Source organism: uncultured Roseobacter sp. (assembly GCF_947499265.1).
Taxonomy (GTDB): domain Bacteria; phylum Pseudomonadota; class Alphaproteobacteria; order Rhodobacterales; family Rhodobacteraceae; genus Roseobacter.
Genome location: NZ_CANMNK010000004.1, coordinates 550,952 through 572,511 on the forward strand (window position 1 = coordinate 550,952; position 21,560 = coordinate 572,511).

General features: G+C 58.9%; 26 protein-coding genes and 1 tRNA gene. 18 read left to right on the forward strand and 9 right to left on the reverse strand.

Annotated features, from left to right (window positions below; genetic code table 11):
- Window positions 1-146 precede the first annotated feature (146 nt).
- The 3 genes from Q1A63_RS13735 (at window position 147) to Q1A63_RS13745 (ending at window position 2,641) form a co-directional block, all read left to right on the forward strand.
- The gene (locus tag Q1A63_RS13735) at window positions 147-548 is read left to right on the forward strand and encodes a helix-turn-helix transcriptional regulator (protein ID WP_299632089.1); all 402 of its coding nucleotides are present in this window, start codon (window positions 147-149) and stop codon (window positions 546-548) included.
- Window positions 549-621: 73 nt separating this feature from the next.
- Window positions 622-1,401: a DUF5131 family protein gene (locus Q1A63_RS13740; RefSeq protein ID WP_299632090.1), complete on the forward strand. Its 780-nt coding sequence runs from the start codon at window positions 622-624 to the stop codon at window positions 1,399-1,401.
- 10 nt (window positions 1,402-1,411) lie between these two features.
- Window positions 1,412-2,641, forward strand: coding sequence for a three-Cys-motif partner protein TcmP (locus Q1A63_RS13745; RefSeq protein WP_299632091.1), 1,230 nt, complete (start codon window positions 1,412-1,414; stop codon window positions 2,639-2,641).
- A gap of 54 nt (window positions 2,642-2,695) precedes the next feature.
- Here Q1A63_RS13745 and Q1A63_RS13750 read toward each other — a convergent pair whose 3' ends face one another.
- Both Q1A63_RS13750 and Q1A63_RS13755 read right to left on the reverse strand, forming a co-directional pair.
- Complete coding sequence (locus Q1A63_RS13750; protein WP_299632092.1) at window positions 2,696-4,336, reverse strand: tyrosine-type recombinase/integrase; 1,641 nt, start codon at window positions 4,334-4,336, stop codon at window positions 2,696-2,698.
- Between the two features lie 93 nt (window positions 4,337-4,429).
- A tRNA-Tyr gene (locus Q1A63_RS13755) sits at window positions 4,430-4,513 on the reverse strand.
- A gap of 110 nt (window positions 4,514-4,623) precedes the next feature.
- On the opposite strand from Q1A63_RS13755, the gene rlmB reads away from it, so the two are divergent.
- The 3 genes from rlmB to Q1A63_RS13770 all read left to right on the forward strand — a co-directional run bounded on the left by rlmB (window position 4,624) and on the right by Q1A63_RS13770 (window position 6,426).
- Window positions 4,624-5,415, forward strand: coding sequence for a 23S rRNA (guanosine(2251)-2'-O)-methyltransferase RlmB (gene rlmB, locus Q1A63_RS13760; protein WP_298972499.1), 792 nt, complete (start codon window positions 4,624-4,626; stop codon window positions 5,413-5,415).
- Window positions 5,416-5,425: 10 nt separating this feature from the next.
- Window positions 5,426-5,740, forward strand: a complete 315-nt coding sequence (locus tag Q1A63_RS13765) for a hypothetical protein (RefSeq protein WP_298972502.1) — start codon at window positions 5,426-5,428, stop codon at window positions 5,738-5,740.
- A gap of 218 nt (window positions 5,741-5,958) precedes the next feature.
- On the forward strand, window positions 5,959-6,426 hold the full coding sequence (locus Q1A63_RS13770; protein WP_298972505.1) for a CoA-binding protein: 468 nt from the start codon (window positions 5,959-5,961) through the stop codon (window positions 6,424-6,426).
- On the opposite strand, the gene Q1A63_RS13775 is transcribed toward Q1A63_RS13770, so the two are convergent.
- From Q1A63_RS13775 to hisA, 4 genes are read right to left on the reverse strand one after another with little or no spacing between them, the layout of a single operon-like run.
- Window positions 6,423-6,731 (reverse strand): phosphoribosyl-ATP diphosphatase, encoded by a 309-nt coding sequence (locus Q1A63_RS13775; protein WP_298972508.1) that lies wholly within the window; start codon window positions 6,729-6,731, stop codon window positions 6,423-6,425. The genes Q1A63_RS13770 and Q1A63_RS13775 overlap by 4 nt on opposite strands.
- Entirely contained in the window at window positions 6,728-7,489 is a 762-nt protein-coding gene (gene hisF / locus Q1A63_RS13780; protein WP_298972511.1) for an imidazole glycerol phosphate synthase subunit HisF, read from the reverse strand. Before hisF ends, Q1A63_RS13775 begins: the two co-directional genes overlap by 4 nt.
- Window positions 7,490-7,496: 7 nt before the next feature.
- Entirely contained in the window at window positions 7,497-7,985 is a 489-nt protein-coding gene (locus Q1A63_RS13785) for a DUF2867 domain-containing protein (RefSeq protein WP_298972513.1), read from the reverse strand.
- Between the two features lie 5 nt (window positions 7,986-7,990).
- Complete coding sequence (gene hisA / locus Q1A63_RS13790) at window positions 7,991-8,713, reverse strand: 1-(5-phosphoribosyl)-5-[(5-phosphoribosylamino)methylideneamino]imidazole-4-carboxamide isomerase (protein WP_298972516.1); 723 nt, start codon at window positions 8,711-8,713, stop codon at window positions 7,991-7,993.
- Between the two features lie 138 nt (window positions 8,714-8,851).
- Between hisA and Q1A63_RS13795 the strand changes: the two genes are divergently transcribed.
- A complete protein-coding gene (locus Q1A63_RS13795; protein ID WP_298972632.1) occupies window positions 8,852-9,238 on the forward strand; it encodes a DUF2147 domain-containing protein in 387 nt (128 codons plus the stop codon).
- Window positions 9,239-9,464: 226 nt separating this feature from the next.
- A complete protein-coding gene (locus Q1A63_RS13800) occupies window positions 9,465-9,866 on the forward strand; it encodes a hypothetical protein (protein WP_298972518.1) in 402 nt (133 codons plus the stop codon).
- Window positions 9,867-9,896: 30 nt separating this feature from the next.
- Here Q1A63_RS13800 and hisH read toward each other — a convergent pair whose 3' ends face one another.
- Both hisH and hisB read right to left on the reverse strand, forming a co-directional pair.
- Window positions 9,897-10,535 (reverse strand): imidazole glycerol phosphate synthase subunit HisH, encoded by a 639-nt coding sequence (hisH, locus tag Q1A63_RS13805; protein WP_298972520.1) that lies wholly within the window; start codon window positions 10,533-10,535, stop codon window positions 9,897-9,899.
- A 1-nt stretch (window position 10,536) separates the two neighbouring features.
- Entirely contained in the window at window positions 10,537-11,124 is a 588-nt protein-coding gene (gene hisB / locus Q1A63_RS13810; protein WP_298972521.1) for an imidazoleglycerol-phosphate dehydratase HisB, read from the reverse strand.
- Between the two features lie 139 nt (window positions 11,125-11,263).
- On the opposite strand from hisB, the gene Q1A63_RS13815 reads away from it, so the two are divergent.
- From Q1A63_RS13815 to Q1A63_RS13860, 10 genes are all read left to right on the forward strand, one after another.
- Complete coding sequence (locus Q1A63_RS13815; protein WP_298972522.1) at window positions 11,264-11,503, forward strand: Lrp/AsnC ligand binding domain-containing protein; 240 nt, start codon at window positions 11,264-11,266, stop codon at window positions 11,501-11,503.
- Window positions 11,504-11,505: 2 nt separating this feature from the next.
- Window positions 11,506-11,844: a hypothetical protein gene (locus Q1A63_RS13820; RefSeq protein ID WP_299632094.1), complete on the forward strand. Its 339-nt coding sequence runs from the start codon at window positions 11,506-11,508 to the stop codon at window positions 11,842-11,844.
- Between the two features lie 209 nt (window positions 11,845-12,053).
- Complete coding sequence (locus tag Q1A63_RS13825; protein WP_298972527.1) at window positions 12,054-13,073, forward strand: ABC transporter ATP-binding protein; 1,020 nt, start codon at window positions 12,054-12,056, stop codon at window positions 13,071-13,073.
- Window positions 13,070-14,176, forward strand: coding sequence for a dipeptide ABC transporter ATP-binding protein (locus Q1A63_RS13830; RefSeq protein WP_298972529.1), 1,107 nt, complete (start codon window positions 13,070-13,072; stop codon window positions 14,174-14,176). Before Q1A63_RS13825 ends, Q1A63_RS13830 begins: the two co-directional genes overlap by 4 nt.
- On the forward strand, window positions 14,176-15,681 hold the full coding sequence (locus tag Q1A63_RS13835; protein ID WP_299632095.1) for an ABC transporter substrate-binding protein: 1,506 nt from the start codon (window positions 14,176-14,178) through the stop codon (window positions 15,679-15,681). Before Q1A63_RS13830 ends, Q1A63_RS13835 begins: the two co-directional genes overlap by 1 nt.
- A 56-nt stretch (window positions 15,682-15,737) precedes the next feature.
- Window positions 15,738-16,682, forward strand: coding sequence for an ABC transporter permease (locus tag Q1A63_RS13840; RefSeq protein WP_298972533.1), 945 nt, complete (start codon window positions 15,738-15,740; stop codon window positions 16,680-16,682).
- Complete coding sequence (locus Q1A63_RS13845) at window positions 16,682-17,548, forward strand: ABC transporter permease (protein WP_298972536.1); 867 nt, start codon at window positions 16,682-16,684, stop codon at window positions 17,546-17,548. The genes Q1A63_RS13840 and Q1A63_RS13845 overlap by 1 nt, the downstream gene beginning before the upstream one ends.
- Before the next feature lie 10 nt (window positions 17,549-17,558).
- Entirely contained in the window at window positions 17,559-19,346 is a 1,788-nt protein-coding gene (locus tag Q1A63_RS13850) for a gamma-glutamyltransferase family protein (RefSeq protein ID WP_298972537.1), read from the forward strand.
- The gene (locus tag Q1A63_RS13855; protein WP_298972539.1) at window positions 19,343-20,077 is read left to right on the forward strand and encodes a DUF1028 domain-containing protein; all 735 of its coding nucleotides are present in this window, start codon (window positions 19,343-19,345) and stop codon (window positions 20,075-20,077) included. Before Q1A63_RS13850 ends, Q1A63_RS13855 begins: the two co-directional genes overlap by 4 nt.
- The gene (locus tag Q1A63_RS13860; RefSeq protein ID WP_298972541.1) at window positions 20,074-20,757 is read left to right on the forward strand and encodes an FCD domain-containing protein; all 684 of its coding nucleotides are present in this window, start codon (window positions 20,074-20,076) and stop codon (window positions 20,755-20,757) included. The genes Q1A63_RS13855 and Q1A63_RS13860 overlap by 4 nt, the downstream gene beginning before the upstream one ends.
- 139 nt (window positions 20,758-20,896) lie before the next feature.
- Here the strand turns inward: Q1A63_RS13860 and Q1A63_RS13865 are convergent, their stop codons facing one another.
- Window positions 20,897-21,514: a methyl-accepting chemotaxis protein gene (locus tag Q1A63_RS13865; RefSeq protein WP_298972543.1), complete on the reverse strand. Its 618-nt coding sequence runs from the start codon at window positions 21,512-21,514 to the stop codon at window positions 20,897-20,899.
- Window positions 21,515-21,560: the final 46 nt, after the last annotated feature.

A 21,560-nucleotide genomic window follows, 5' to 3' on the forward strand; every position in this document is an offset into this window, starting at 1 on the left:
GCAGCCTCATGTCTTTACGTTCTTACGTATTTCGTAAATGATTCGCTAGATGCTTTCCAGCTGTTGGCGGGCTTCACCTGCCTTACAAAAAATGTAACACTGCAAAAGGCTTCACAGATGAGACGACGACCGTGGCACTCCACAACATGCTCAAACAGGCCAGAGAACAGGCCGGACTCACGCTTGAGAAAGCGGCTGAGTGCATCGGTATCAGCGGTGCCAGCTTCTCACGCATGGAAAACGGGCTTTCGAAAGTCACGATGGATCGACTGGAAATGCTGGCCACTCTTTACGACGTGTCCGCCTCGGCGCTGGTTGCAGGCAGCATCGTGACTAGGCCATCCACCATTGATCTGGATCGCCTCAAGCTGGTCGTGGAAGCCGTTCAAGAGGTGGTGAACGATTTAGGTGCCAACCCGTCCCCAGAGAAGATGGCGCTGGCAGTAAGTGAACTGTATCGGTTGGAGATCAACTACATCGTCAATGACGCAACTGCCGAGTTCAGTCCTCAGAGACATCTTGGGATTATAGAAGCAATGTTCAAATGAGATCGAACCGGAAAATGTTGCTGTTTTGTTCTCGCCGGGCTAGTTCTGGCATCATGTAGGACTGGGTGAGGACATGAGTGAAACAGCAATCGAATGGACTGATGCGACATGGAACCCGGTAGCTGGATGCAGCATCATGTCAGCCGGATGTACCAACTGCTATGCCATGCAGATGGCATATCGTCTCGAAAGGATGGGCGTTAGCAAATACGATGATCTGACGCGGAAATCTGGCGGTCGGTCCGTCTGGAAGGGCATTGTTCGGGAAGACTATGAAGCCCTGTCTATACCCAAGAGTTGGAAGAAGCCTCGGAAGATTTTTGTGAACTCCATGAGTGACCTCTTTCACCCAGAAGTATCGATGGATTTTATAGGCAGCGTCTGGTCGGTGATGGCTGAGACGCCGCACCATCATTACCAGATTCTGACTAAGAGGCCGGACCGCATGGCTGAGTTCGCTAAGGCTTGGCAAGGTGGCATTCTGGATAACGTTTGGCTTGGCACCAGCGTAGAAGATGTCAACGTGATTGGTCGCATTGACGAACTCAGGAGCATCCCGGCCAAGATCAGGTTCATCTCATTCGAACCACTCATCGGCCCGGTTGGTCCAGTTGACCTCTCTGGCATCGACTGGGCCATCGTGGGCGGCGAAAGCGGGCCTCGTGCACGTCCAATCAAAGAGGAGTGGATAGACGAAGTGCACAGTGCCTGCGAGACCTACGGAACGGCGTTCTTCTTCAAGCAGTGGGGAGCCTGGGGAAAAGACAACAAGCGGCGTTCCAAGAAGCAGAATGGCCGAACCTATCGCGGTCGGACCTGGGATCAGATGCCGACCGGGGTCGAAGCTCATTGAGGTGAGGTAGTTGGTAAGCAAACCGTACAACTGGAAAGATGGCGCTGTTCTTGAAGAACACTCCCGACGCAAGCACAAGATTCTTCGAGAATACTTCCGGCGGTACATACTCGAACGCTGCAAGAACCCGTTGTCACGGCATTTCCGGCTGGCAATCGTGGATGGCTTTGCCGGGGCAGGACTGTATCGTGACGGTGAGCAAGGATCACCCCTGATATTCCTTTCAACGATGCTGGACACGGTGGCAGAGATCAATGTGTCCCGTGCAGCAGAGGGAATGCCGACAGTCGAACTCCACTGTTTGTTCCTCATGAATGATGCAAGCCCAGACGCCATAAACCTGCTTCGGTCAAACATCGCACCACTGGTCCACTGTGCCCAACAATCGGGTTCCGGCGTTGAGCTTGAGACCCGATATGAGTGCGGAAAGTTTGAAGAGATGCTTCCAGCGTTTCAGACAGCGATCAAGTCAGCGAAATGTGGCAACATCATCTACAATCTCGACCAGTGCGGTACCTCACAGGTCACGCTGGAAACGATCAATCATCTGATGTCATCGGAGAAGTCAGTCGAACTCTTCTACACATACTCTATCCAATCGCTGTTGACCTACCTCAACCAGGCCGATCCGGAGAGCGTTAGGCGAAACCTGAGACATCTTGGTGAGGGTATTGACTGGCGTGAGATACCTGATGGGCTGGTGACCAAGACCGATTGGCTAGGGTCTATCGAACGGCTGGTGTACGAAGTATTCCGGCGATGTGCACCTTTTGTCAGCCCGTTCTCTATCCACAACCCAGATGGGTGGCGTTACTGGTTCATACACTTCGCGACCGCCGACAGGGCCCGTCAGGTCTACAATGACGTGTTGCACGACAACAGCAGCGAACAGGCGCACTTCGGTCGGGCTGGCCTAAGGATGTTGGCGTTCAATCCTGAGCATGAGAAGGGTTCACTCTACCTGTTTGATACGACCGCCAGGTCGGCGGCACGACAAGAGCTTCCAGATGACATCGCCCGCCTCATATCTGAGGGTGGCGACGTGATGCAGGTTAGTGAGTTCTATAGGTCAATCTATAACCAGACGCCTGCACACAGTGACGACATCCACAGTGCGATCATGGACAACTCTGACCTCGAAGTGATCACAGAGGGCGGTGGAGAACGCCGCAAGGCCCATACCATCGGGCGTGATGACGTGATCAGGCTGAAGAAGCAGATGAGTTTCAAACTCTTTTGATGTTCGATACGCCCATTGAGCAGACCTAAAGGCCGTCCCGCCTATGTTGCTGACTCACCTGCGTGGATCGGTTGCTTCAACCCACTTCTTCTTCACGGCGAACTCTGGACCGTCGTCGTAGTGACGTATGGCCCCGGCCTCCTTGTGGCCAAGTATCGCCCTTTGAACCTGGATATCTGCACCGGCACGACGCATGGCGTTCACAAAGGTCGATCTCAACGAATAGAGCGCCTTCTGTGAGTCCTTGATGGGCGGGTTCATTTTTGCACGTATCAGACGACCGAAATTATGACGTACAGAACCCACTGGATCGGTCTTGATTGTTTGGAACGTTGTAAGACCTCCGGCGGCGACCCAAGCAGGGAACTCGGCTAACACGGGGTGAAGGGGTACGACGCGCGTCGAACTTTCTGTCTTGCTACCCCTTATTCTGATCAACCGGTCGTCGATATCGTCTGGTGTAAGACGGATAACTTCAATCGGGCGCATCCCTGTAAATGCCAAGACACGGACTACCATCAGTATGGCCTCGCTCCTTTCCTTTGTAAGGCCACGAGCTTGATCACCCCATTCGGTCTCCGCTGTTGTCAAAATTCGGCTGACCTCGCTAGGATCAAACGACTTCCACTTCCGTTCTTCTATGGGTCGTTTGTCTGGCGGCAGCTTGACCGCCATCATAGGATTGCTGCCAATGATGTCTTCGTCGAAGGCAAAGCTGAAGATGCCCTTGATCGGTGTGAAGATGGCCTGGAGCGATGCCGGTTTGACCCGACCAATGAGATCGTCGCGAAGCCGCCGCAAGTCGTCGGTGCGTACGTGACTGATCGGAACATCGCCCGTGATCTCAATCAAACGGGCCAGATCGCGTCTGTACTTGGACCTCGTACCTGGCCTGATCGAGTTGAAGTCGCAGTACTTCTGCATCACGGCACTAAGGGTTGAGGGGTCCGGCATCAGCCCAGAAATCTTTCGTTCTAGCTTCCGCTTTATGAACTCGAACTCATCTTTGTCATCCGGGTCATCGGGCGGTTTCCTGTCCGGCCCGAACCCGATCTCGTAAGCTGTCTGTAGCCAATCAAGATAGTTCTCAGGTTGAAGCCCCGGACCCTTGTCCACGATTGTAATACGCGCTGCTTTGATTACTGAGGCGTCATACTGGGCAAGATGACGGACAATCTCTTCGTAGTCGGGGAACTCTTGTACACGAGTGGGGGGATCGCCTCGCTGCGCCTCAGCAACCCAGAAGTCGATGTCAGCGATTGCGTTACTCAAGTCCGGTTTGCCTGCAAAGCTGGCGTCGGCATCATTGAGCATCTTCGCAGCAGCCTGCCACGGACGAGGTAAGGCTTCGCGTCTATACCTCTTCTTTTCACCTTCCCGCTGCTCCGTCATCTCATACCAAGTATCAATCCCCAAGTCCTCGCTACTCTTCTTTGACTGTGCTACGGCACGACGGACGGTTTCTACCTTCGCCTTGCGCAGCGTCTCCGGGTTTTTCAGGTCAGCGATGAGTTGGTCGTGTTCCTCCGCCCACGTCACGACCATCTGTACAGCTTTGGGGTAATCTACGTTCCCACATGCTATTAGCCATTTCTTGAGGCCCAGATGTCTCTGGAAACGGTCCGGAACACGACGTTGGTAGAAGTATCGACCACGGTCGATCTTGAGATATTTGACCTTCTTCTGCCCCGTCATTGTATCGAATTGCTGCTCAGATGTATCGAATTTGACCCGTTATGGGGTCAAGATAGCCCATAAGAGCCAATAAATACAGCACCTTGAGGAGGATGGTGGGCGACCCTGGAATCGAACCAGGCGTGCGTCTCCGCGAGGGAGTTACAGTCCCCTGCCACACCTTGCGGCCTGTCGCCCACGCCGCTCTTGCATTGCATGAACGGTGAAGGCGTGATTACAAGCGGTGCCAAGAGGCGTCAAGGCGAAATCAGAACCTTTTTGCCAGCTAAATCAGGTGGACCGAGCAGATGAAAAAGCCCAAGTGGGTTGTGCAAAAAGAGCAGGACAAGAAGGCGCAGGGGCGCGAGACCGTCTGGCTGTTTGGATTGCACGCGGTGCGCGATGCGCTGATGAACCCGGACCGCCAGAAAATCCGGTTGGTTGTGACGCTGAATGCCCACAACAAACTCAGCGATGCCATTGATGGGGTGGGGATCACGCCGGAGATCGTGGATCCGCGCAGGTTTTCGGTGCCGCTCGATCCGGGGTCGGTACATCAGGGCGCAGCGATGGAGGTCAAACCTCTTGAGTGGGGGCGGCTTGAAGATGTGTGCATCGGGCCAAAGTCGCCCCGTGTGATCCTGCTCGATCGGGTGACCGACCCGCATAATGTCGGCGCCATTTTGCGCTCCGCAGAAGTGCTGGGCGCCTCAGCGGTTGTGGGCACCCGGCACCATTCTGCACCCGAGACCGGCGCTTTGGCAAAGACCGCCAGCGGTGCGCTGGAGCGCCAGCCCTACATCCGGGTGCGCAATCTGGCGGATGCCATTCGCGACTTGCAAAACATGGGATACCTCGTGCTCGGTCTGGATGGCGAGGCGACGCAGACCATCGAAATGGCGGTCGAGGGCAAACGGGATCACCCTGTCGCGCTGGTTCTGGGCGCAGAAGGACCCGGTCTGCGTGAAAAGACCAAGGAGACGGTCGACGCGCTGGTACGGATTGACGCGGCGGGTCAATTTGGGTCTCTCAACGTCTCGAATGCGGCTGCAATCGCCTTATATGCAAGCAAGGCGCCGGTGGACCGCGCACAAGACTGAAGGGAGCGGCATGGCATACGCCACCAAGATTGCAACCTGTTGCTATTGCGGCACCCGCGCGGCGCTGGTGCTGGGGCGCAACCGGCATGAGCTGGCCTGTTCCAGCTGTGGGGCACCGTTGCACGATCTGAAACGCCTGCCGCGGGATCATCCGGGCAAAACGGAATTGGTGCGGCCTTCTGCGGTTCGAAAGTCACCGAGGGGCACCGAGGAAAACTGGCAGCGGAAACGAAAGCCCCACAAGAAAAGCAAAAAGCGGCGGAAGGGGTTCGTTCAACACCTCTTTGAAGAAGCCTTCGATGTGATCGAGGATATTTTCGATTAGGTGAGCCCGAGCCTTTTGCCGCCAGAAATTAACGCTTCGTTCACAGATTTGCGAGACAGTCTGGATATGCGCGATTTCGTGCTTATCTACTTGTCATGTCAACGGGCCCGGAACGCCTGTTGAGCTCATGACTGTCCCTCGTTCCGTACCTTTTGCGCCCATGCTTCGCAGCATCGGGCGCTCTTTTTTTCGGCGGTGTGACCGGCTAGACAGACATCATGGAATACACCGACGCCTTTTTGAAAGAGATCCTCACACGCACGCAGCGCATTGCCGTGGTTGGTGTGTCGCTGAACCCGGTGCGCCCGAGCTACTACGTGGCGCGCTATCTGACCCTCAAAGGCTTTGAGGTGGTGCCGGTCAACCCGGTGCATGCGGGCAAGGAGTTGTTTGGTCGGACTGTTCAAGGCGCGCTGTCTGATATCAAGACCGGCGTGGATATGGTCGATATCTTTCGACGCTCAGAGGCGGTGCCGCCGATTGTGGACGAAGCGCTGGAATGTTTTGGTGATCTGCAAACGATCTGGATGCAGATCGGGGTCAGCCACGCTGAGGCCGCCGAAAAGGCTCAGGCGCAGGGTGTGGATGTCATTCAGAACCGCTGCCCGAAGATCGAATATCAACGGCTCTTTGGCGAGCTGCGCATGGGTGGATTTGCCACCGGTGTGATTTCGTCGAAGCTCTAGGAGCGGCTCGCCTTTTCCGCGATCCCAGACTGGCTCTGACGACGTGCCAATTCCCTCATCACCGCATCCAGGGTGACATCGCGCGCGGCCAGCATCACCAGCAGGTGATAGATCACGTCGGCAGCCTCGGAGGTCAGCGCGGCCTTATCTCCCTTGGTGGCCTCAATGATCGCCTCGATCGCTTCCTCACCGAACTTCTCGGCGCATTTTTCCGGGCCTTTTGCCAAGAGTTGCGCAGTCCAGCTGCTTGCCGGATCAGCGGACTTGCGTGCCTCGATGGTTTCAAACAGCTCCTGCAGCGTCATGTCAGCCTCATTGGGATGCCCGCGGCGGCCATGTGTTCCTTGGCCTGACGGATGGTAAAATCACCAAAGTGAAAGATCGAGGCCGCCAGCACCGCGGAGGCGCCCCCTTCGGTGACGCCCTCGACAAGGTGATCCAGGGTGCCCACACCACCGGATGCGATGACGGGGACCCGAACCGCATCGGAAATTGCCTTCGTCAGCGGCAGGTTGAACCCGGCGCGGGTACCGTCCCGGTCCATCGAGGTCAACAGGATTTCCCCGGCCCCTTTGGCGGCCACGGTCCGGGCGAATTCCACGGCATCGATCCCAGTGGATTTGCGCCCGCCGTGGGTAAAGATTTCCCATTTGCCCGGGCTGACAGTCTTGGCGTCGATGGCGACCACGATGCACTGGCTGCCAAACTGATCAGCCGCGGCGGCCACCACATCCGGATTGGCCACGGCGGCGGAGTTGAACGAAACTTTGTCTGCTCCGGCCAGAAGCAATGCGCGCACATCGCCGGGCGTGCGAACACCGCCGCCCACGGTCAGCGGGATATAGCAATGCTCTGCCGTGCGCGTGACCACATCGAACATGGTTGCGCGGTTTTCGTGAGTGGCGGTGATGTCGAGGAAACACAGCTCATCCGCGCCCGCCGCATCGTAGGCCACGGCGGCATCCACCGGGTCGCCCGCATCGCGCAGGTCGACGAAATTGACACCCTTCACGACACGCCCGTCGGCAACGTCGAGGCAGGGGATGATACGGGTTTTCAACATGTTACGCTCATTCCGGGACGGGGGCCTTGTGCCCCGGCTGCGTGGCATTTGCAACACGGGCAAGTGCGTTGCGCACGATCAGAATATGGAACGGAAGAATGGCTCGCAGATAGACGCGCCCGCCGATGTTATGCGGATGCACCCAGGTGGCGAGGTAGACGGTGTTGTCTGCGCTGAAAACGCTGACGCGGAAATCCAGATGCCGGTCGTCAAACCCGACAATGACCTCCGTCGGCGTCGACATCTCGACCGGGAACAGGCCCAGTTTACGGTCCGTTGCTGGCCCGTCCTTCATCAGGCCAAAGGGCGCGGTCAGCAGGTTTCGCAGGGCGACAAGGCCTTTGGCCCATCCGGGAAAATCAACGATGATTTCCGCCGCCGCCGGGGCGGCCAGATCGCTTGCAACCTTGTAGCAATCGAGAAAGTCACCGATGCCGACACGTTTGTGCAACGGGCTCTCGGGGGGCAGGTGGGCTTTGGTCACAAGCGGCATCATCGGGTTTACGCTGCCAGGGCTGCAAGCGCCTCTTTGAGATCGATCGCCCCATCATAAAGGGCGCGCCCGGAAATTGCGCCGTTTAAATTTGCGCCACAATCGCGCAGGGCTATGAGGTCGGCCAGCGAGGAAACCCCACCGGATGCAATCACCGGGATCGATACGGCGCGCGCCAGATCGGCTGTGGCCGCGATGTTGGGGCCACCCATTGCACCGTCGCGCAGGATGTCGGTGTAGATGATCGCGGCGACGCCCGCATCTTCAAAGGACTTTGCAAGCTCGGTGACGCGCACATCGGTTTCCTCGGCCCAGCCCTTGGTCGCAACAAAACCGTTGCGTGCGTCGATGCCGACAGCCACATGGTCGGGGAATACCCTGGCGGCTTCGCGCACAAGGTCCGGGTTTTCAACGGCCACGGTGCCCAGAATGACGCGCGTCACCCCCTTTTCCAGCCATCTCTCGATGGTCGCCATATCCCGAATGCCACCACCCAACTGGATCGGCAAATGGCAGGATTGCAGAATCGCCTCAACCGGTGCCGCGTTCACCGGCTCACCCGCAAAAGCCCCGTTGAGGTCCACCAGATGCAGCCATTCGCATCCCGCGTCCACAAACTCCCGCGCCTGATTTGCCGGGTTGTCGTTGAACACGGTTGACTGTTGCATATCGCCGTGGAGCAGGCGCACAGCCTTGCCGTCCTTGAGGTCGATCGCGGGGTAGAGGATCATCGCGGGCTCCGATCAATGCAGGGTCAGGTGTCACGATGTCTCATGCACGTTTCGATCTGCATTTGCAACGCGACGCAGGGTCATACTTGCACGCCGCGCGCAAGACAGGGGAAGGTGCGCGAAATAGGGAGAATGACCATGAAAACGAAGATAATTGCAGCAGCAGCTTGCATATTTATGTCCGGCGCGGCATTTGCCGATCCGCTGGAAGGGCTGTGGCAAACCGAACCGGATGATGGGGCCTACGCGCATGTCGATATTGCGCCTTGCGGTGCAAATTTCTGCGGAAAGATCGCGAAAACCTTCAACGGCAGCGGTGAGTATCAGTCGCCAAACCTTGGCAAAACGCTCGTCATCGACATGGCCGCGCAGGGGGACGGCAATTACAAAGGCAAGGTCTGGCGGCCGTCGAATGACAAGATCTACCTGGGGAAGATTGCATTGAGTGGCGATACCATAAAACTATCTGGCTGCGTTGCTGGCGGTCTGATCTGCTCAAAGCAAAGCTGGGCGCGGGTAAAGTAGCGACCAAGCGCATCGGAGGCGCATTGCGTTCCAGCGAGTGGATGTGCGCTGCGCTCAACGCTTCATTAACAGATCATGGACTATGAAGGCGGTGTCTCCGCGCGCCCATTTAAAGGTTGGGAGCGTGTTCATTTGATTCTGCTTTGGTTCAACAATGCCTCAACGTCGCAAACCAGCTTCGGAAGTGACACCTGAATACGAAGATAGTGGCCTGTTCAAAAGCAAGGTGGGCCAGATCTCCGTGGAGTTGGTGCCTCAGATGACGCGTAACTCGCGCAATGATCTGGTTGTGCGCGGCTTTGCCAATCGAACGATCGAAATCGAGGTCGCATTTGCGGGTCGCCGGGTGAAAGAAGCAGGGCCCTTGGAGGCCCGATTGCGTGCGATGCTGTCCAATGCCGTTCGCGCATCTTCAGCCGCGGGTGCGGATGCACCGGACATCGACTATATCCGCTTGCCTGTGCTGATTGAGGGGGCATGGAGGCCGAGGTTTCGAAGAGATCAGACCGGATGGGAAACGCGCAGCTATTATCTTTTTGCCGCGCGCTGGTCGATTCTGGATGACGAGGGCAATACCGTGTCTTTCGGCTCCCCGCCGCTGGTCATGATGTCGAACCTTAGCGACTAGCTGCGCGCCAAACGCTTGAGCACTCAAGCATCAGGGCTGCCAGTTCAGAAAATTTGCAATCATCCGCAACCCGGCGGATTGGCTTTTCTCAGGATGAAACTGCACGCCGATCATGGTGCCGGTGCCAATTACCGCGGTAACGTCGCCGCCGTAATCGACATGCGCGAGCCGCTGCGCAGGATCGGATACCGCCATATGGTAGCTGTGCACAAAATAAGCGTGATCACCCGTTGCAATGCCCTCGAACACAGGGTGCGGCGCATCGAGGATCAGGTCATTCCAGCCCATATGCGGCACCTTGAGTGTGGGGTCATCCGGTAGGATTTGGGTGACCTCGCCACCAACCCAGTCCAGACCTTTAGTGTCGCGATACTCGCGCCCCCAGGTGGCCATCAACTGCATGCCCACGCAGATGCCCATGAAGGGGCGACCTTTAATCTCAACCGCTTCGACCATCGCTGCATAAAGCCCCGAATGGCCTTTGAGTTCGGCCATGCAGGCCGGGAAGGCACCATCACCCGGCAGCACGATACGGTCGGCTTTTGCGACCACATCGGCATCGCCGGTCACCACGATGTCGCCGCCATCCGTTTCGCGGGCCATGCGTTCAAACGCTTTATGCGCTGAGTGCAGATTGCCGCTTTCGTAATCAATAATGGCCGTGAGCACCTCAGAGCGCGCCTTTGGTCGACGGGATGGCATCGGCCTTGCGCGGATCGACCTCAACCGCTTCTCGCAGCGCGCGGGCGACGGATTTGAACGCAGCCTCCGCAATGTGGTGGCTGTTGAGCCCGTGCAACATGTCCACGTGCAGCGTGATGCCACCGTGGGTGCTAAGCGCTTGAAAAAACTCGCGGACGAGTTCGGTATCAAAAGTCCCGATCTTCGCTGTCGGTAGTTCTACATTCCAGATCAGAAAGGGGCGCGCAGAAAGATCCAGGGCGGTGCGCACAAGCGCGTCATCCATCGGCAGCAGACAGGCGCCGTACCGTTTGATCCCGCGCTTGTCACCCAGCGCCGCCGCCAGCGCCTGACCCAGCGCGATACCGGTGTCTTCGACCGTGTGATGATCATCAATGTGCAGATCGCCCTTGGCACGCACGGTCATATCGATCAGGGAATGGCGCGCCAACTGGTCCAGCATATGATCAAAAAAGCCGACCCCTGTCAGATTGTCATAAGCCCCGTTGCCGTCTAGATCGATGGTTACGGTGATCTCGGTCTCTGATGTGGATCGCGTCAGCGTGTGGGTGCGCATGGGGGCCTCCGGGCCAGTGGAATTGCGCGCCCTTATACCAGTCCGCGCGCGCAGGCCAAGACGCGACATTCGGGATTGCGGGCAGCGTGTTGGATATGCCAGCTTGGGGCAGGGCGTACTGCCCGTTCAAGGAGCATTCATGACCACATGCGTCTTTATCCAGATCCGTTGCACACCCGGCTCGACGTATCGGGTGGCGGAAGAGATCGCGCTGCGCGAGATCCATTCGGAGCTCTATTCCACCAGCGGTGATTTCGACCTGATGATGAAGGTCTACATCCCCCAAGACGCGGATGTCGGCAAATATATCAACGATCAACTATTGGATATCAAAGGGATTGAGCGGTCGCTGACGACGATGACGTTCAAGGTCTTTTGACGTTGCGCTGGCTCAGCAGCTTGGCGGCACTTTCCCTGTGGGCTGCTCCCCTCTCGGCACAGCAGAAAACCTATGAGGGGGAAGAGGCTGCGGCTCTGCGCTGCGCCAATACCATGGCGTTTACTGCGGTTGCCTTGGAATCAACCGGGCGGATCGGGGCCTTGGAAAAGGATGTGATGCTCGACATCACGGTGCGTATTCTGGTGGAGCATGTCAGCGGGACCTGGGCGCAGAAAAAAGCGGCACTTCGCGTGGTGCGTGATCGGCGTGATGTGCTGGAAACCTTCGATGACTTTGAGCGGTTTGCAAACCAGTGCCTGCGCCAGTTCCCGATCAATTAGAGCGTTTGGTCGTTAAACGGGGCGATGTGATTCAGATCTAAGGCGCAGCGCTTTGGCATCGCATCGGTCGATCCACGGATCTTTGCGTATCGATGGCACCGTAGAATCGCACAGCAATCGGGCAGCTTTGCAGGAATGTCAGCAGATGATCCAGGGCAGCGGGCCGGTTTTATTTGACACTGGACGCCCAATGATGAACCAATGTGTAATTGGTTCAGAGCTTGGATGAATACCTCTTGTCAGAAACGACGCCCTTGCTGTCTCTCGACGATCTCAGCCTGCAATTTCGCGGGCAAGCTGCGAATGTCGTGGAAAATGTCAGCTTGTCTGTCAGCACAGGCGAAATCCTTTGCGTCGTAGGGGAATCGGGCTGCGGCAAGAGTGTGACAGCCATGGCGCTGATGGGATTGTTGCCGCTCGACACGGCGCAAATCTCATCCGGCAAGCTGGCGTTCGATGGGCAAGTCATTGATCTAAAATCAGAACGTATCTCGTCTGATCTGCGCGGCGGGCGCATGGCGATGATTTTTCAGGAACCGATGACGTCTTTGAATCCTGCATTTCGGGTTGGTGAGCAGATCGCGGAATCTGTGCGGCGCCATCGTGACTGCACCCGCGCGGCGGCGCGCGAAAGAGCGTTGGAAATGCTGCGCCGCGTCGGCTTGCCCTCCCCGGAGCAGCGGCTTGATCAGTACCCGCACCAATTCTCAGGTGGTCAGCGTCAGCGCGTGATGATCGCAATGGCCCTGGCGAATGATCCACGCCTTTTGATCGCGGATGAACCGACAACCGCCCTTGACGTCACCATACAGGCGCAAATTCTCGACCTGATCCGCGACCTGCAACGCGAAACCGGCATGGGCACGATCATGATCACCCATGACCTTGGTGTCGTTGCCGACATCGCCGATACGGTGGCCGTCATGTATGGCGGGCAGGTGGTCGAAACCGGACCTGTGGCGGAAGTATTCGCAAACCCGCAGCATCCCTATACCATCGGCTTGATGGCCTCGGTCCCGCGGCTTTCTGGTCCGCGAGCGCGGCTGACAACCATCGAAGGCACGGTACCGACGCTCGATAAAATGCCGCAAGGATGCCGGTTCCGCAGTCGCTGCCCTTTCGCGTCGGATCTTTGTGCCACGCGGCCTGCGTTGGCCAAGGTCGGACCAAACCACAGCGCCGCGTGTCACTTCGCGCCTCTGGAACAGACCTTAAGGGTGGCAGGATGACACCAATCCTCGAAGCGCAGGGTCTGACGAAGCACTTTCAAACCGGTGGCGGTTTGTTTGCTAAAAAGGGGTGTGTACGGGCCGTGGACGACGTTTCCATTGCGGTCACACCCGGGGAGACCTTTGCCATTGTCGGAGAATCCGGCTGTGGCAAATCCACGCTCGCGCGGCTGCTGATGCGGCTGTTGGATGCAACAGCGGGTGAGGTGTTGTTCGACGGCAAACAGGTGACCACAGCGACCGGTCGCGCTTTGTCCGCGTTGCGCCGAGACATGCAATTCATTTTTCAGGATCCGTTTTCGTCGCTCAACCCGCGAATGTCCGTGGGCAAGCTGGTCGGCGAACCCATCGAAGTGCACGCGCCAGAGTTGTCCAAGGCGGAGCGCCGGGCCAAAGTGTCCGAATTGCTGCCTCAGGTCGGTCTGAGGCCGGAACACGCAGACCGCTATCCGCATGAGTTTTCCGGGGGGCAGCGCCAGCGCATCGGCATCGCCCGCGCCCTGGCTTCCGGGCCGCGCCTGATCATCGGGGATGAACCGGTTTCCGCTCTGGATGTGTCGGTGCAGGCCCAGGTCGTCAACCTGTTGGGCGATCTTGGCAAGGATCTGGGGCTGACGCTGATCCTGATTGCTCATGATCTTGCCGTGATCCGGCACATGTCGGACCGGGTCGCTGTGATGTATTTGGGGAAGATCGTCGAGCAGGGCACCACTGACGCGCTGTTTGAAACACCGCGCCATCCTTACACCCGCGCGCTGCTGGATGCGATCCCGGACCCGGACGAGCAGACAGATGCGAAGCGCGCGCAGATTGAAGGGGAAATGCCAAGCCCCTTCGCGCCGCCGCCGGGTTGTGCATTCCATACGCGCTGCCCCCATGCGACCAGCATCTGTTCGCAAGATGTGCCGCAGGCCGAGACCACGCCCGATGGCCATATGGTCGCGTGCCATCATTGGAAAGACATCGGTGCAAGCGCCCGTTCCATCACCCTGATCAGCCGAAGCCCGGCCACCGAAGCCCGGCTCGCACTCTACCGAAAAGCGACGGAGGGGGCGAAGATCACCCCGATCGCGCAACCCAATCCTGACAGAGAGGAAATTTGATGAAGACCCTGACCCTCACCACTGCTGCCCTGGCGCTTTTGGCCACGGGCGTTATGGCTCAAGATTTGCGGATCGCGCTGCAATCGGATGCCGACATCCTGGATCCCGACCAGTCCCGGACTTTCGTGGGGCGCATCGTCTATGCGTCAATGTGCGACAAGCTGGTGGACATCACACCGGACCTTGAGATCATTCCACAGCTCGCGACCGCTTGGACGGTGGCAGAGGATGGCATGTCCATCGATATGACCGTGCGCGAAGGGGTCGTATTCCATGACGGCACGGCGTTTAATGCGCAGGCCGTCGCGGATAATATCGAGAGATCCCAGACACTTGAAGAAAGCCGGCGCAAATCCGAGCTGTCCTCGATTTCCTCGGTTGAGGTCACCGGAGACTATACGCTGACGCTGAACCTGAAAGCGCCCGATGCCACGGTGATGGCGCAACTGGCGGACCGCGCGGGCATGATGATTTCGCCGGCGGCGGCGGCAGAGAAGGGGGCCGATTTCGGGCTGGCGCCGGTCTGTTCCGGCCCATTCAGCTTTAGTGAGCGGGTAGCGCAGGACAGGATTGTCCTGACCAAGTTCGCGGATTACTGGAATGCGGATCAGATCAATTTCGATAGTGTAACCTTCCTGCCGATCCCGGATACCACTGTGCGCCTGGCCAACCTGCAATCGGGTGATATTCACATGTTGGAGCGTCTTGCCCCCACCGATCTGGCGCAGGCTGAGGCGGATGCGGGCATCACTGTCGTCTCTGCGGTTTCCCTTGGATATCAGGGCGTTACCTTCAATGTCGGCAATGGTGAAAAATCCGACACCCCGTGGGGCAATGACAAGCGCCTGCGGCAGGCCTTCAGCTATGCCATGGACCGTGAAGCAATCAATCAGGTGGTGTTTGAGGGTGCATATGCGCCGGGCAACCAGTCTTTCCCACCGACCTCTCCATGGTACAACGCCGAGTTTCCGATCGAAGCGCGCGATGTGGAGAAAGCCAAGGCCTTGCTGGCTGAAGCCGGTTTCCCGGATGGGATTGATCTGACCGTGCAGGTGCCCAATACCACGATCCCCTTGCAGCTGATGCAGGTGGTGCAGGCGATGGCGGCCGAGGCGGGCATTCGTGTCGAGATTGTCTCCAAGGAATTCGCCACATTGCTGTCGGACCAGTCCGCAGGGGACTATCAGGCGAGCCAGATCGGATGGTCGGGTCGGGTCGATCCCGATGGTAACATCCATCAGTTCGTCACCACCGATGGTGGTATCAATGACAGCGGTTTTTCGCATCCGGCGGTGGATGAGGCGCTGAACGCGGCGCGGTCGCAAGCCGATACCGCCGCACGCAAGGCGCAGTATGACGCCGCGCGTGCGATCCTGATCGACGAGGCGCCGCTGGTCTATCTCTATCACCAGAGCTGGATCACCGCGATGGACGCCAAACTGACAGGCTACACCCCCTATCCTGATGGTATGATCCGTCTCGAAGGCGTGTCCCTGTCCGAGTAACCGTCACGTTCCCGCCCCTGATCCAGGGGGCGGGATCCTCCAATTCGAGGCCCTGCATGCTCAGTTTCTTCCTGCGTCGCGTCGCCATCGCACTTCCGACGATCCTGCTGATCTCGGTGTTCGTCTTTGCGCTGCAGAAATTGCTGCCGGGGGATCCGCTGCTGGTGCTTGCAGGCGAGGAGCGTGACCCCGAAGTCCTTGAATTTCTGCGCGAAAAGTACCGACTGAACGACCCGATCCCTGTGCAATACCTCACGTGGGTGGGCAACGCGCTGCAGGGTGATCTGGGCACATCCTTCCGGACCAATCAGCCGGTGACAGAACTGATCGCGCAAAAGCTGCCGGTCACGATCCAGCTTGCGGTCATGTCTTTGATCTTCGCCGTGGTGATCGGCATTCCGGCGGGAATTTTGTCCGCTTACCGTAAGGGGACCGTGACGGATTACGTGGCGAATGTCGTGGCGCTGTCCGGCCTGTCGATCCCGAATTTCTGGCTGGGGATCATGTTGATCCTGCTTGTCTCGGTGAAATGGCAACTCTTGCCCGCCTCCGGTTATGTCCCGCCGGGCGAGGATCTGTGGCAATCGATCCGCACCATGCTGATGCCTGCCTTTGTTCTGGGCACGGCGCTGGCGGCAACGCTGATGCGGCACACCCGCTCAGCCATGCTGGGCGTGTTGACCTCCGACTATGTCCGCACGGCCCGCGCCAAGGGGTTGTCCGAGCGCAAGGTGGTGCTGAAACACGCCTTTCGCAATGCGCTGACGCCCATCGTGACGCTGACGGCGCTGCTCTTTGGTGAGTTGATCGCGGGGGCTGTCCTGACGGAACAGATTTTCACCATCCCGGGCTTTGGCAAACTGGTGGTGGATGCGGTGTTCAACCGCGACTACGCCGTGGTGCAGGGTATTGTTCTGGTCACGGCGGTGGGCTTTATCGTTATGAACCTGCTGGCCGATATGGCCTATTTCCTGCTCAACCCTCGCCTGAGGAACGCGTGATGGTCGCCCCCGCCGATACCGCCACGCTGCCCAAGCCGGAAAACCGGGTCTGGAAGAAGTTTCGCACCCACAAGTCCGCCATGCTGGGCGGTTTTCTCGTGGTATTTTTCATAGCGATTGCACTCCTGGCGCCGTTATTGCCCATCCCCGATCCGGCGGCGACGGACTGGGGGGCCGTGCGCAAGGCGCCCTCGGCGGCGCATTGGATGGGCACCGATGAGATTGGGCGCGATGTGTTGTCGCGGATGATCTGGGGGGCGCAGGCCTCGCTTTTGGCAGGGGTGGTCTCTGTCGGCATCGCGGTGGCCGTCGGTGTGCCTTTGGGCATCATTGCAGGCTATTTCGGCGGTTGGATCGATGCGGTCATCTCGCGCTGCACCGAGGCGCTTTTGGCAGCCCCTTTCCTGATCCTCGCGATCGCCCTGGCCGCGTTTCTGGGGCCAAGCCTGACCAATGCGATGATCGCGATTGGTATCTCAGCGACACCGCTTTTCATCCGCCTGACGCGCGGCCAGGTCATCAACATCAAGGTGGAGGATTACGTCGATTCCGCCCGCGCCATCGGCCTGCCCACGCGCCTGATCCTGTCGCGCTACATCCTGCCCAATGTGTTGCCGCCGATCTTGGTGCAGGCCACACTGACCATTGCCACCGCCATCATCGCCGAGGCCTCCTTGTCCTTTTTGGGTCTTGGCCAGCAACCGCCCGCGCCCAGCTGGGGCTCGATGCTAAACACCGCCAAGAACTTCCTCAATCAGGCGCCGTGGATGGCGCTTTACCCGGGCATCTCGATCTTTCTGGTGGTGCTGGGGTTCAATCTTCTGGGCGACGGGTTGCGCGATGCGCTTGATCCGCGCGAACACTGAAAGGCAGCCGATGACATTCACCACGCGCCCCGAGATCAGAGGCACATTTGGCGTTGTAACCTCAACCCATTGGATTGCGTCTGCGGTCGGCATGTCGATCTTGGAGCGGGGCGGCAATGCATTCGACGCCGCGGTGGCCACCGGCCTGACCTTGCAAGTGGTGGAGCCGCATCTGAATGGCCCCGCCGGGGATATGCCGGCGATTTTTCAGAAAGCCGGAGAAGACGTACAGGTCCTCTGCGCGCAAGCCCCGGCCCCGGCGGCGGCCACGATTGCCCATTACCGTGCGCAGGGGCTGACCCTGATCCCGGGTTCCGGCCTGCTGGCGACTGTCATTCCGGGCGCATTCGATGGCTGGATGTTGATGCTGCGGGACCATGGAACACTAAGCCTGCAAGAGGTCATGGCCCCCGCCATCGGCTATGCAAGAGACGGCCACCCGGTGTTGCCGCGCGTCGCCCATACCATTGCCGGTCTGGCCGCGTATTTCACCGACCATTGGCCGAGCAGCGCGGCGGTCTGGACGCCGGATGGGGTGGCGTCGGAGCCCCACACGCTGTTCAAAAACCCTGATTTGGCGGGCACCTACGAGCGGCTCGTCGTGTCCGGAGAAGCAAAGAGCGATGATCGAAAAGCGCAGATCGATGCCGCCCGCGAGGAATGGGCCGAGGGGTTTGTGGCCGATGCCGTGGACAGCTACCTGCGGGAGGCGGAGGTCATGGATGTCTCTGGCAGCACGCATCGCGGCGTTCTGACCAAGTCAGACATGGCGGATTGGCGCGCCAGCTATGAGCCGCCGCTTTCCATCGATTATCACGGATGGACGGTGCATAAGGCCGGTCCGTGGTCGCAGGGGCCGGTGCTGTTGCAGGCGCTTGCCATCCTGAAACACCATGAGATCGCCACCATGGACCCGCTGGGTGCAGATTTCGTGCATACGGTCATTGAGGCCATCAAGCTCGCCTATGCGGATCGCGAGGCCTATTACGGGGACCCGCGTCACAGTGACATCCCAATGGATCACCTGCTCTCAGAAGCCTACAGCGGCAAGCGCGCGCAGATGATCGGCTCCTCCGCCAGCCTAGAGCAACGCCCCGGGCTGGTTCCCGGGTTCGAACATCTGGCCGAGGCCTATGTGATGCGGGCGGCGCGCGATTTTGGTGTCGCGGATGCGGCACCGCAGGAACCGACGATGGCGCATCTGACCGAAAAACGCGGCGATACCGTGCATCTCGACATCATCGACCGCTGGGGCAACATGGTCGCGGCCACGCCGTCTGGGGGATGGTTACAGTCCAACCCTGTCGTACCCGGACTGGGGTTTGCGTTGAATTCACGTGCCCAGATGTTCTGGCTCGAAGAAGGGCTGCCCTCATCGCTCGCGCCCGGCAGGCGCCCGCGCACCACGCTCACCCCCTCGCTTGCGACCCACACAGATGGTCGGCGTATGGTATTCGGGACGCCGGGTGGTGACCAGCAGGACCAATGGCAGCTGATCTGGTTCCTGCGGTTTGTGCACTGGGGCATGGAATTGCAGGCCTGTATCGATGCGCCGCTGTTCCATTCGATGCATTTTCAAAGTTCTTTCTACCCGCGCGACGCCAAGCCTGGCGAAATGATGTTGGAGCCTGCGTTCGGGGATGCAGTGATCGATGATCTGCGCAGGCGGGGCCATATCGTTCACGTCGCCGAACCCTGGTCCGTGGGCCGTTTGACGGCGGCACTTCGTGACCCGGATGGGGTGTTGCGCGCTGCTGCCACCCCGCGCCTGATGCAAGCCTATGCGGTGGGCCGATGACCTGGAGTTTGATTGCCCGTGATGGTGCAGAGATCGGCCTGATCGTTGCCTCCAAGTTCTTCGCTTGCGGCGCGGTTGTGCCCTATGTGGGCGCGCGCACCGCGGTTGCGAGCCAAGCGTTTTGCAATCCGCTTTGGGGAACGGAAGGACGCCTGCGGTTGGAGGCCGAGAACGTCGATAAGGTGCTTGCTGATCTGGTGGCCCGCGATGACGGGCGCGCGATCCGGCAGGCGCATATGACGGATGCGCAGGGGAACTTCGCGGCTTTTACGGGGGACGACTGCGTCGATTGGGCAGGACACCTTATCCGAGAGGATCATTCGGTGGCGGGCAATATGTTGACCGGGCCCGAGGTGATCGCGGCGACGTCTGAGGCCTATCAGAATGCTTCGGGCGCTTTCGCGGATCGTTTGATTGCTGCGATGCGCGCCGGTGAAGCAGCAGGCGGTGACAAGCGGGGGCGGCAGGCGGCGGGATTGACCATTCACCACGGTGAGGATCACCCATGGTTGTCCTTGCGCGCGGACGACCACGCCGATCCTCTGAGTGAATTGGACCGCCTCTGGCAGGTGGCCCAGGAACGCTATGTCCATTTCACGCTTGGGATGCCCACGCGCGCGGCATTTTCGGGCAGCCCGACCCGCGATCATATCGACGGCGCTATTGCCGAAGCCGATGCGCGTCGGATATCGGAAGGTCGCCCCAGTCAATCGCACGCCGTGGACATATGAACGACCCGCTGAAACACCGCTTGATGCGCCTGATCGAGATCGAACTGCCCGCGGATGGTCGCCTGCCGACCGAGCGCGCGCTGGCGGAGCGGTTCGATACGTCGCGCAGGCTGATCCGGCAGGCGCTGGACCAACTGGAAGTGGAGGGTCTGGTTTGGCGCAAGCAGGGGTCGGGCACCTACGCGGGTCAGCCTTCGGATCCGACGGGCGATCTGGCAGCGCGCATCGCGGGCGAGACCGATCCCATTCAGGTGATGGAAGCGCGTCTGTGCATCGAACCGGAGCTGGCCGCACTTTGCGCCACCCGCATGACCGACGAAGAAATCACGCGCCTGCGCACCCTGGCCTCACGGCAGGTTGCGGCGGATGCCCAGACGATTGAACTTTGGGATGGGGCGCTGCACCGGCTGATCGCACAATGTGCGCGCAACCGGCCCTTGCTGACAGCGTTTGCGTTGCTGGATCGCATCCGCTCCAACCCCGAGTGGGTGGCGGTGCGGGCAAGGGCGCGGAGCCGGTCCTCGCTGGCTGTGCCCCACAGCGAGCATGAGGTACTGATTAATGCGATTGCAGCGCGGAGCCCGAACGCCGCCCGGCAGGCTATGTACGATCACCTCTCGGCACGTTTTGCGGCCCTGAAAGTGGAATTCGAAAGCGGCGTTCGTGAGGTCAGCGAATAGGGTTATTGCGCGTTTGGCACCCGGCCTATTCGCTGGTTCATCTATCTACACTTTTTGCAGTGGGAAATAGCGATGAGCTTGGTCCACCGAATTGATCAGACGCGCAGGCCAGGGAAAGTCAGAGCGTCGTGACCGTTCACTAGGATTTTCCCATCCGCATGTTTTGGATGGCAGCCTGCGCGCTTTGAGACAGGCTGCGGATTTCGGTGCTGATATGGGCAAACCCGGCCCCCATATCACCGACGCGCGCGGCCTCAACGGATGCGTTGATCGCGACAAAGAAGATCTTCTTGCTGATGACATCCAGCTCCGCGATGGAGTGTTCGGACATATTTGCATGTTTATGCTGGCGCGTCAGAACCATCGTCAGAAAGGTTTCGCGAAAGACATCGATCACCTCGAGAACCAGCGGGCGCATGTCGTTTTGCACCATTTGCATCAGGTCTTTGGCGCTCTGATCGTCTGATGAGCCGCGCGCAAAGGTTTTCACGGCAGCATGCACTTTTTCGACAGCATCCGCAGCTGCTGCGCAGGTCTTGTACCGTTCCGCATCAACCGCAGCGCCAGCCGGTTCGAGATATTCCTTGCCATGGCTCCGTAATAGATCAGCGGCGCGATCCATTTTGGGCGAAAGGATCGAAAGATCGTCTGACCCGTCTTTTTGCAGGATGAAATCAACAGGCAGCCATAGACTTGGCAGGATTTCATCTTCCAGCTGTACAATCGGATCTTTGGCCCAGTCGAGGTTCAATTCCATATGCGCATCTTCTCATCCATCAGAGCGGCTAACGCATATCCGCAAG

Excerpts from the sequence above, each read along its gene's own strand:
- Q1A63_RS13735 (WP_299632089.1), top strand. The coding sequence starts at position 147 with ATGCTCAAACAGGCCAGAGAACAGGCCGGACTCACGCTTGAGAAAGCG.
- Q1A63_RS13740 (WP_299632090.1), top strand. The coding sequence starts at position 622 with ATGAGTGAAACAGCAATCGAATGGACTGATGCGACATGGAACCCGGTA.
- Q1A63_RS13750 (WP_299632092.1), bottom strand. The coding sequence starts at position 4,336 with ATGACGGGGCAGAAGAAGGTCAAATATCTCAAGATCGACCGTGGTCGA.
- rlmB (WP_298972499.1), top strand. The coding sequence starts at position 4,624 with ATGAAAAAGCCCAAGTGGGTTGTGCAAAAAGAGCAGGACAAGAAGGCG.
- Q1A63_RS13765 (WP_298972502.1), top strand. The coding sequence starts at position 5,426 with ATGGCATACGCCACCAAGATTGCAACCTGTTGCTATTGCGGCACCCGC.
- Q1A63_RS13770 (WP_298972505.1), top strand. The coding sequence starts at position 5,959 with ATGGAATACACCGACGCCTTTTTGAAAGAGATCCTCACACGCACGCAG.
- Q1A63_RS13775 (WP_298972508.1), bottom strand. The coding sequence starts at position 6,731 with ATGACGCTGCAGGAGCTGTTTGAAACCATCGAGGCACGCAAGTCCGCT.
- hisF (WP_298972511.1), bottom strand. The coding sequence starts at position 7,489 with ATGTTGAAAACCCGTATCATCCCCTGCCTCGACGTTGCCGACGGGCGT.
- Q1A63_RS13785 (WP_298972513.1), bottom strand. The coding sequence starts at position 7,985 with ATGATGCCGCTTGTGACCAAAGCCCACCTGCCCCCCGAGAGCCCGTTG.
- hisA (WP_298972516.1), bottom strand. The coding sequence starts at position 8,713 with ATGATCCTCTACCCCGCGATCGACCTCAAGGACGGCAAGGCTGTGCGC.
- Q1A63_RS13795 (WP_298972632.1), top strand. The coding sequence starts at position 8,852 with ATGAAAACGAAGATAATTGCAGCAGCAGCTTGCATATTTATGTCCGGC.
- hisB (WP_298972521.1), bottom strand. The coding sequence starts at position 11,124 with ATGCGCACCCACACGCTGACGCGATCCACATCAGAGACCGAGATCACC.
- Q1A63_RS13815 (WP_298972522.1), top strand. The coding sequence starts at position 11,264 with ATGACCACATGCGTCTTTATCCAGATCCGTTGCACACCCGGCTCGACG.
- Q1A63_RS13830 (WP_298972529.1), top strand. The coding sequence starts at position 13,070 with ATGACACCAATCCTCGAAGCGCAGGGTCTGACGAAGCACTTTCAAACC.
- Q1A63_RS13835 (WP_299632095.1), top strand. The coding sequence starts at position 14,176 with ATGAAGACCCTGACCCTCACCACTGCTGCCCTGGCGCTTTTGGCCACG.
- Q1A63_RS13840 (WP_298972533.1), top strand. The coding sequence starts at position 15,738 with ATGCTCAGTTTCTTCCTGCGTCGCGTCGCCATCGCACTTCCGACGATC.
- Q1A63_RS13845 (WP_298972536.1), top strand. The coding sequence starts at position 16,682 with ATGGTCGCCCCCGCCGATACCGCCACGCTGCCCAAGCCGGAAAACCGG.
- Q1A63_RS13850 (WP_298972537.1), top strand. The coding sequence starts at position 17,559 with ATGACATTCACCACGCGCCCCGAGATCAGAGGCACATTTGGCGTTGTA.
- Q1A63_RS13855 (WP_298972539.1), top strand. The coding sequence starts at position 19,343 with ATGACCTGGAGTTTGATTGCCCGTGATGGTGCAGAGATCGGCCTGATC.
- Q1A63_RS13860 (WP_298972541.1), top strand. The coding sequence starts at position 20,074 with ATGAACGACCCGCTGAAACACCGCTTGATGCGCCTGATCGAGATCGAA.
- Q1A63_RS13865 (WP_298972543.1), bottom strand. The coding sequence starts at position 21,514 with ATGGAATTGAACCTCGACTGGGCCAAAGATCCGATTGTACAGCTGGAA.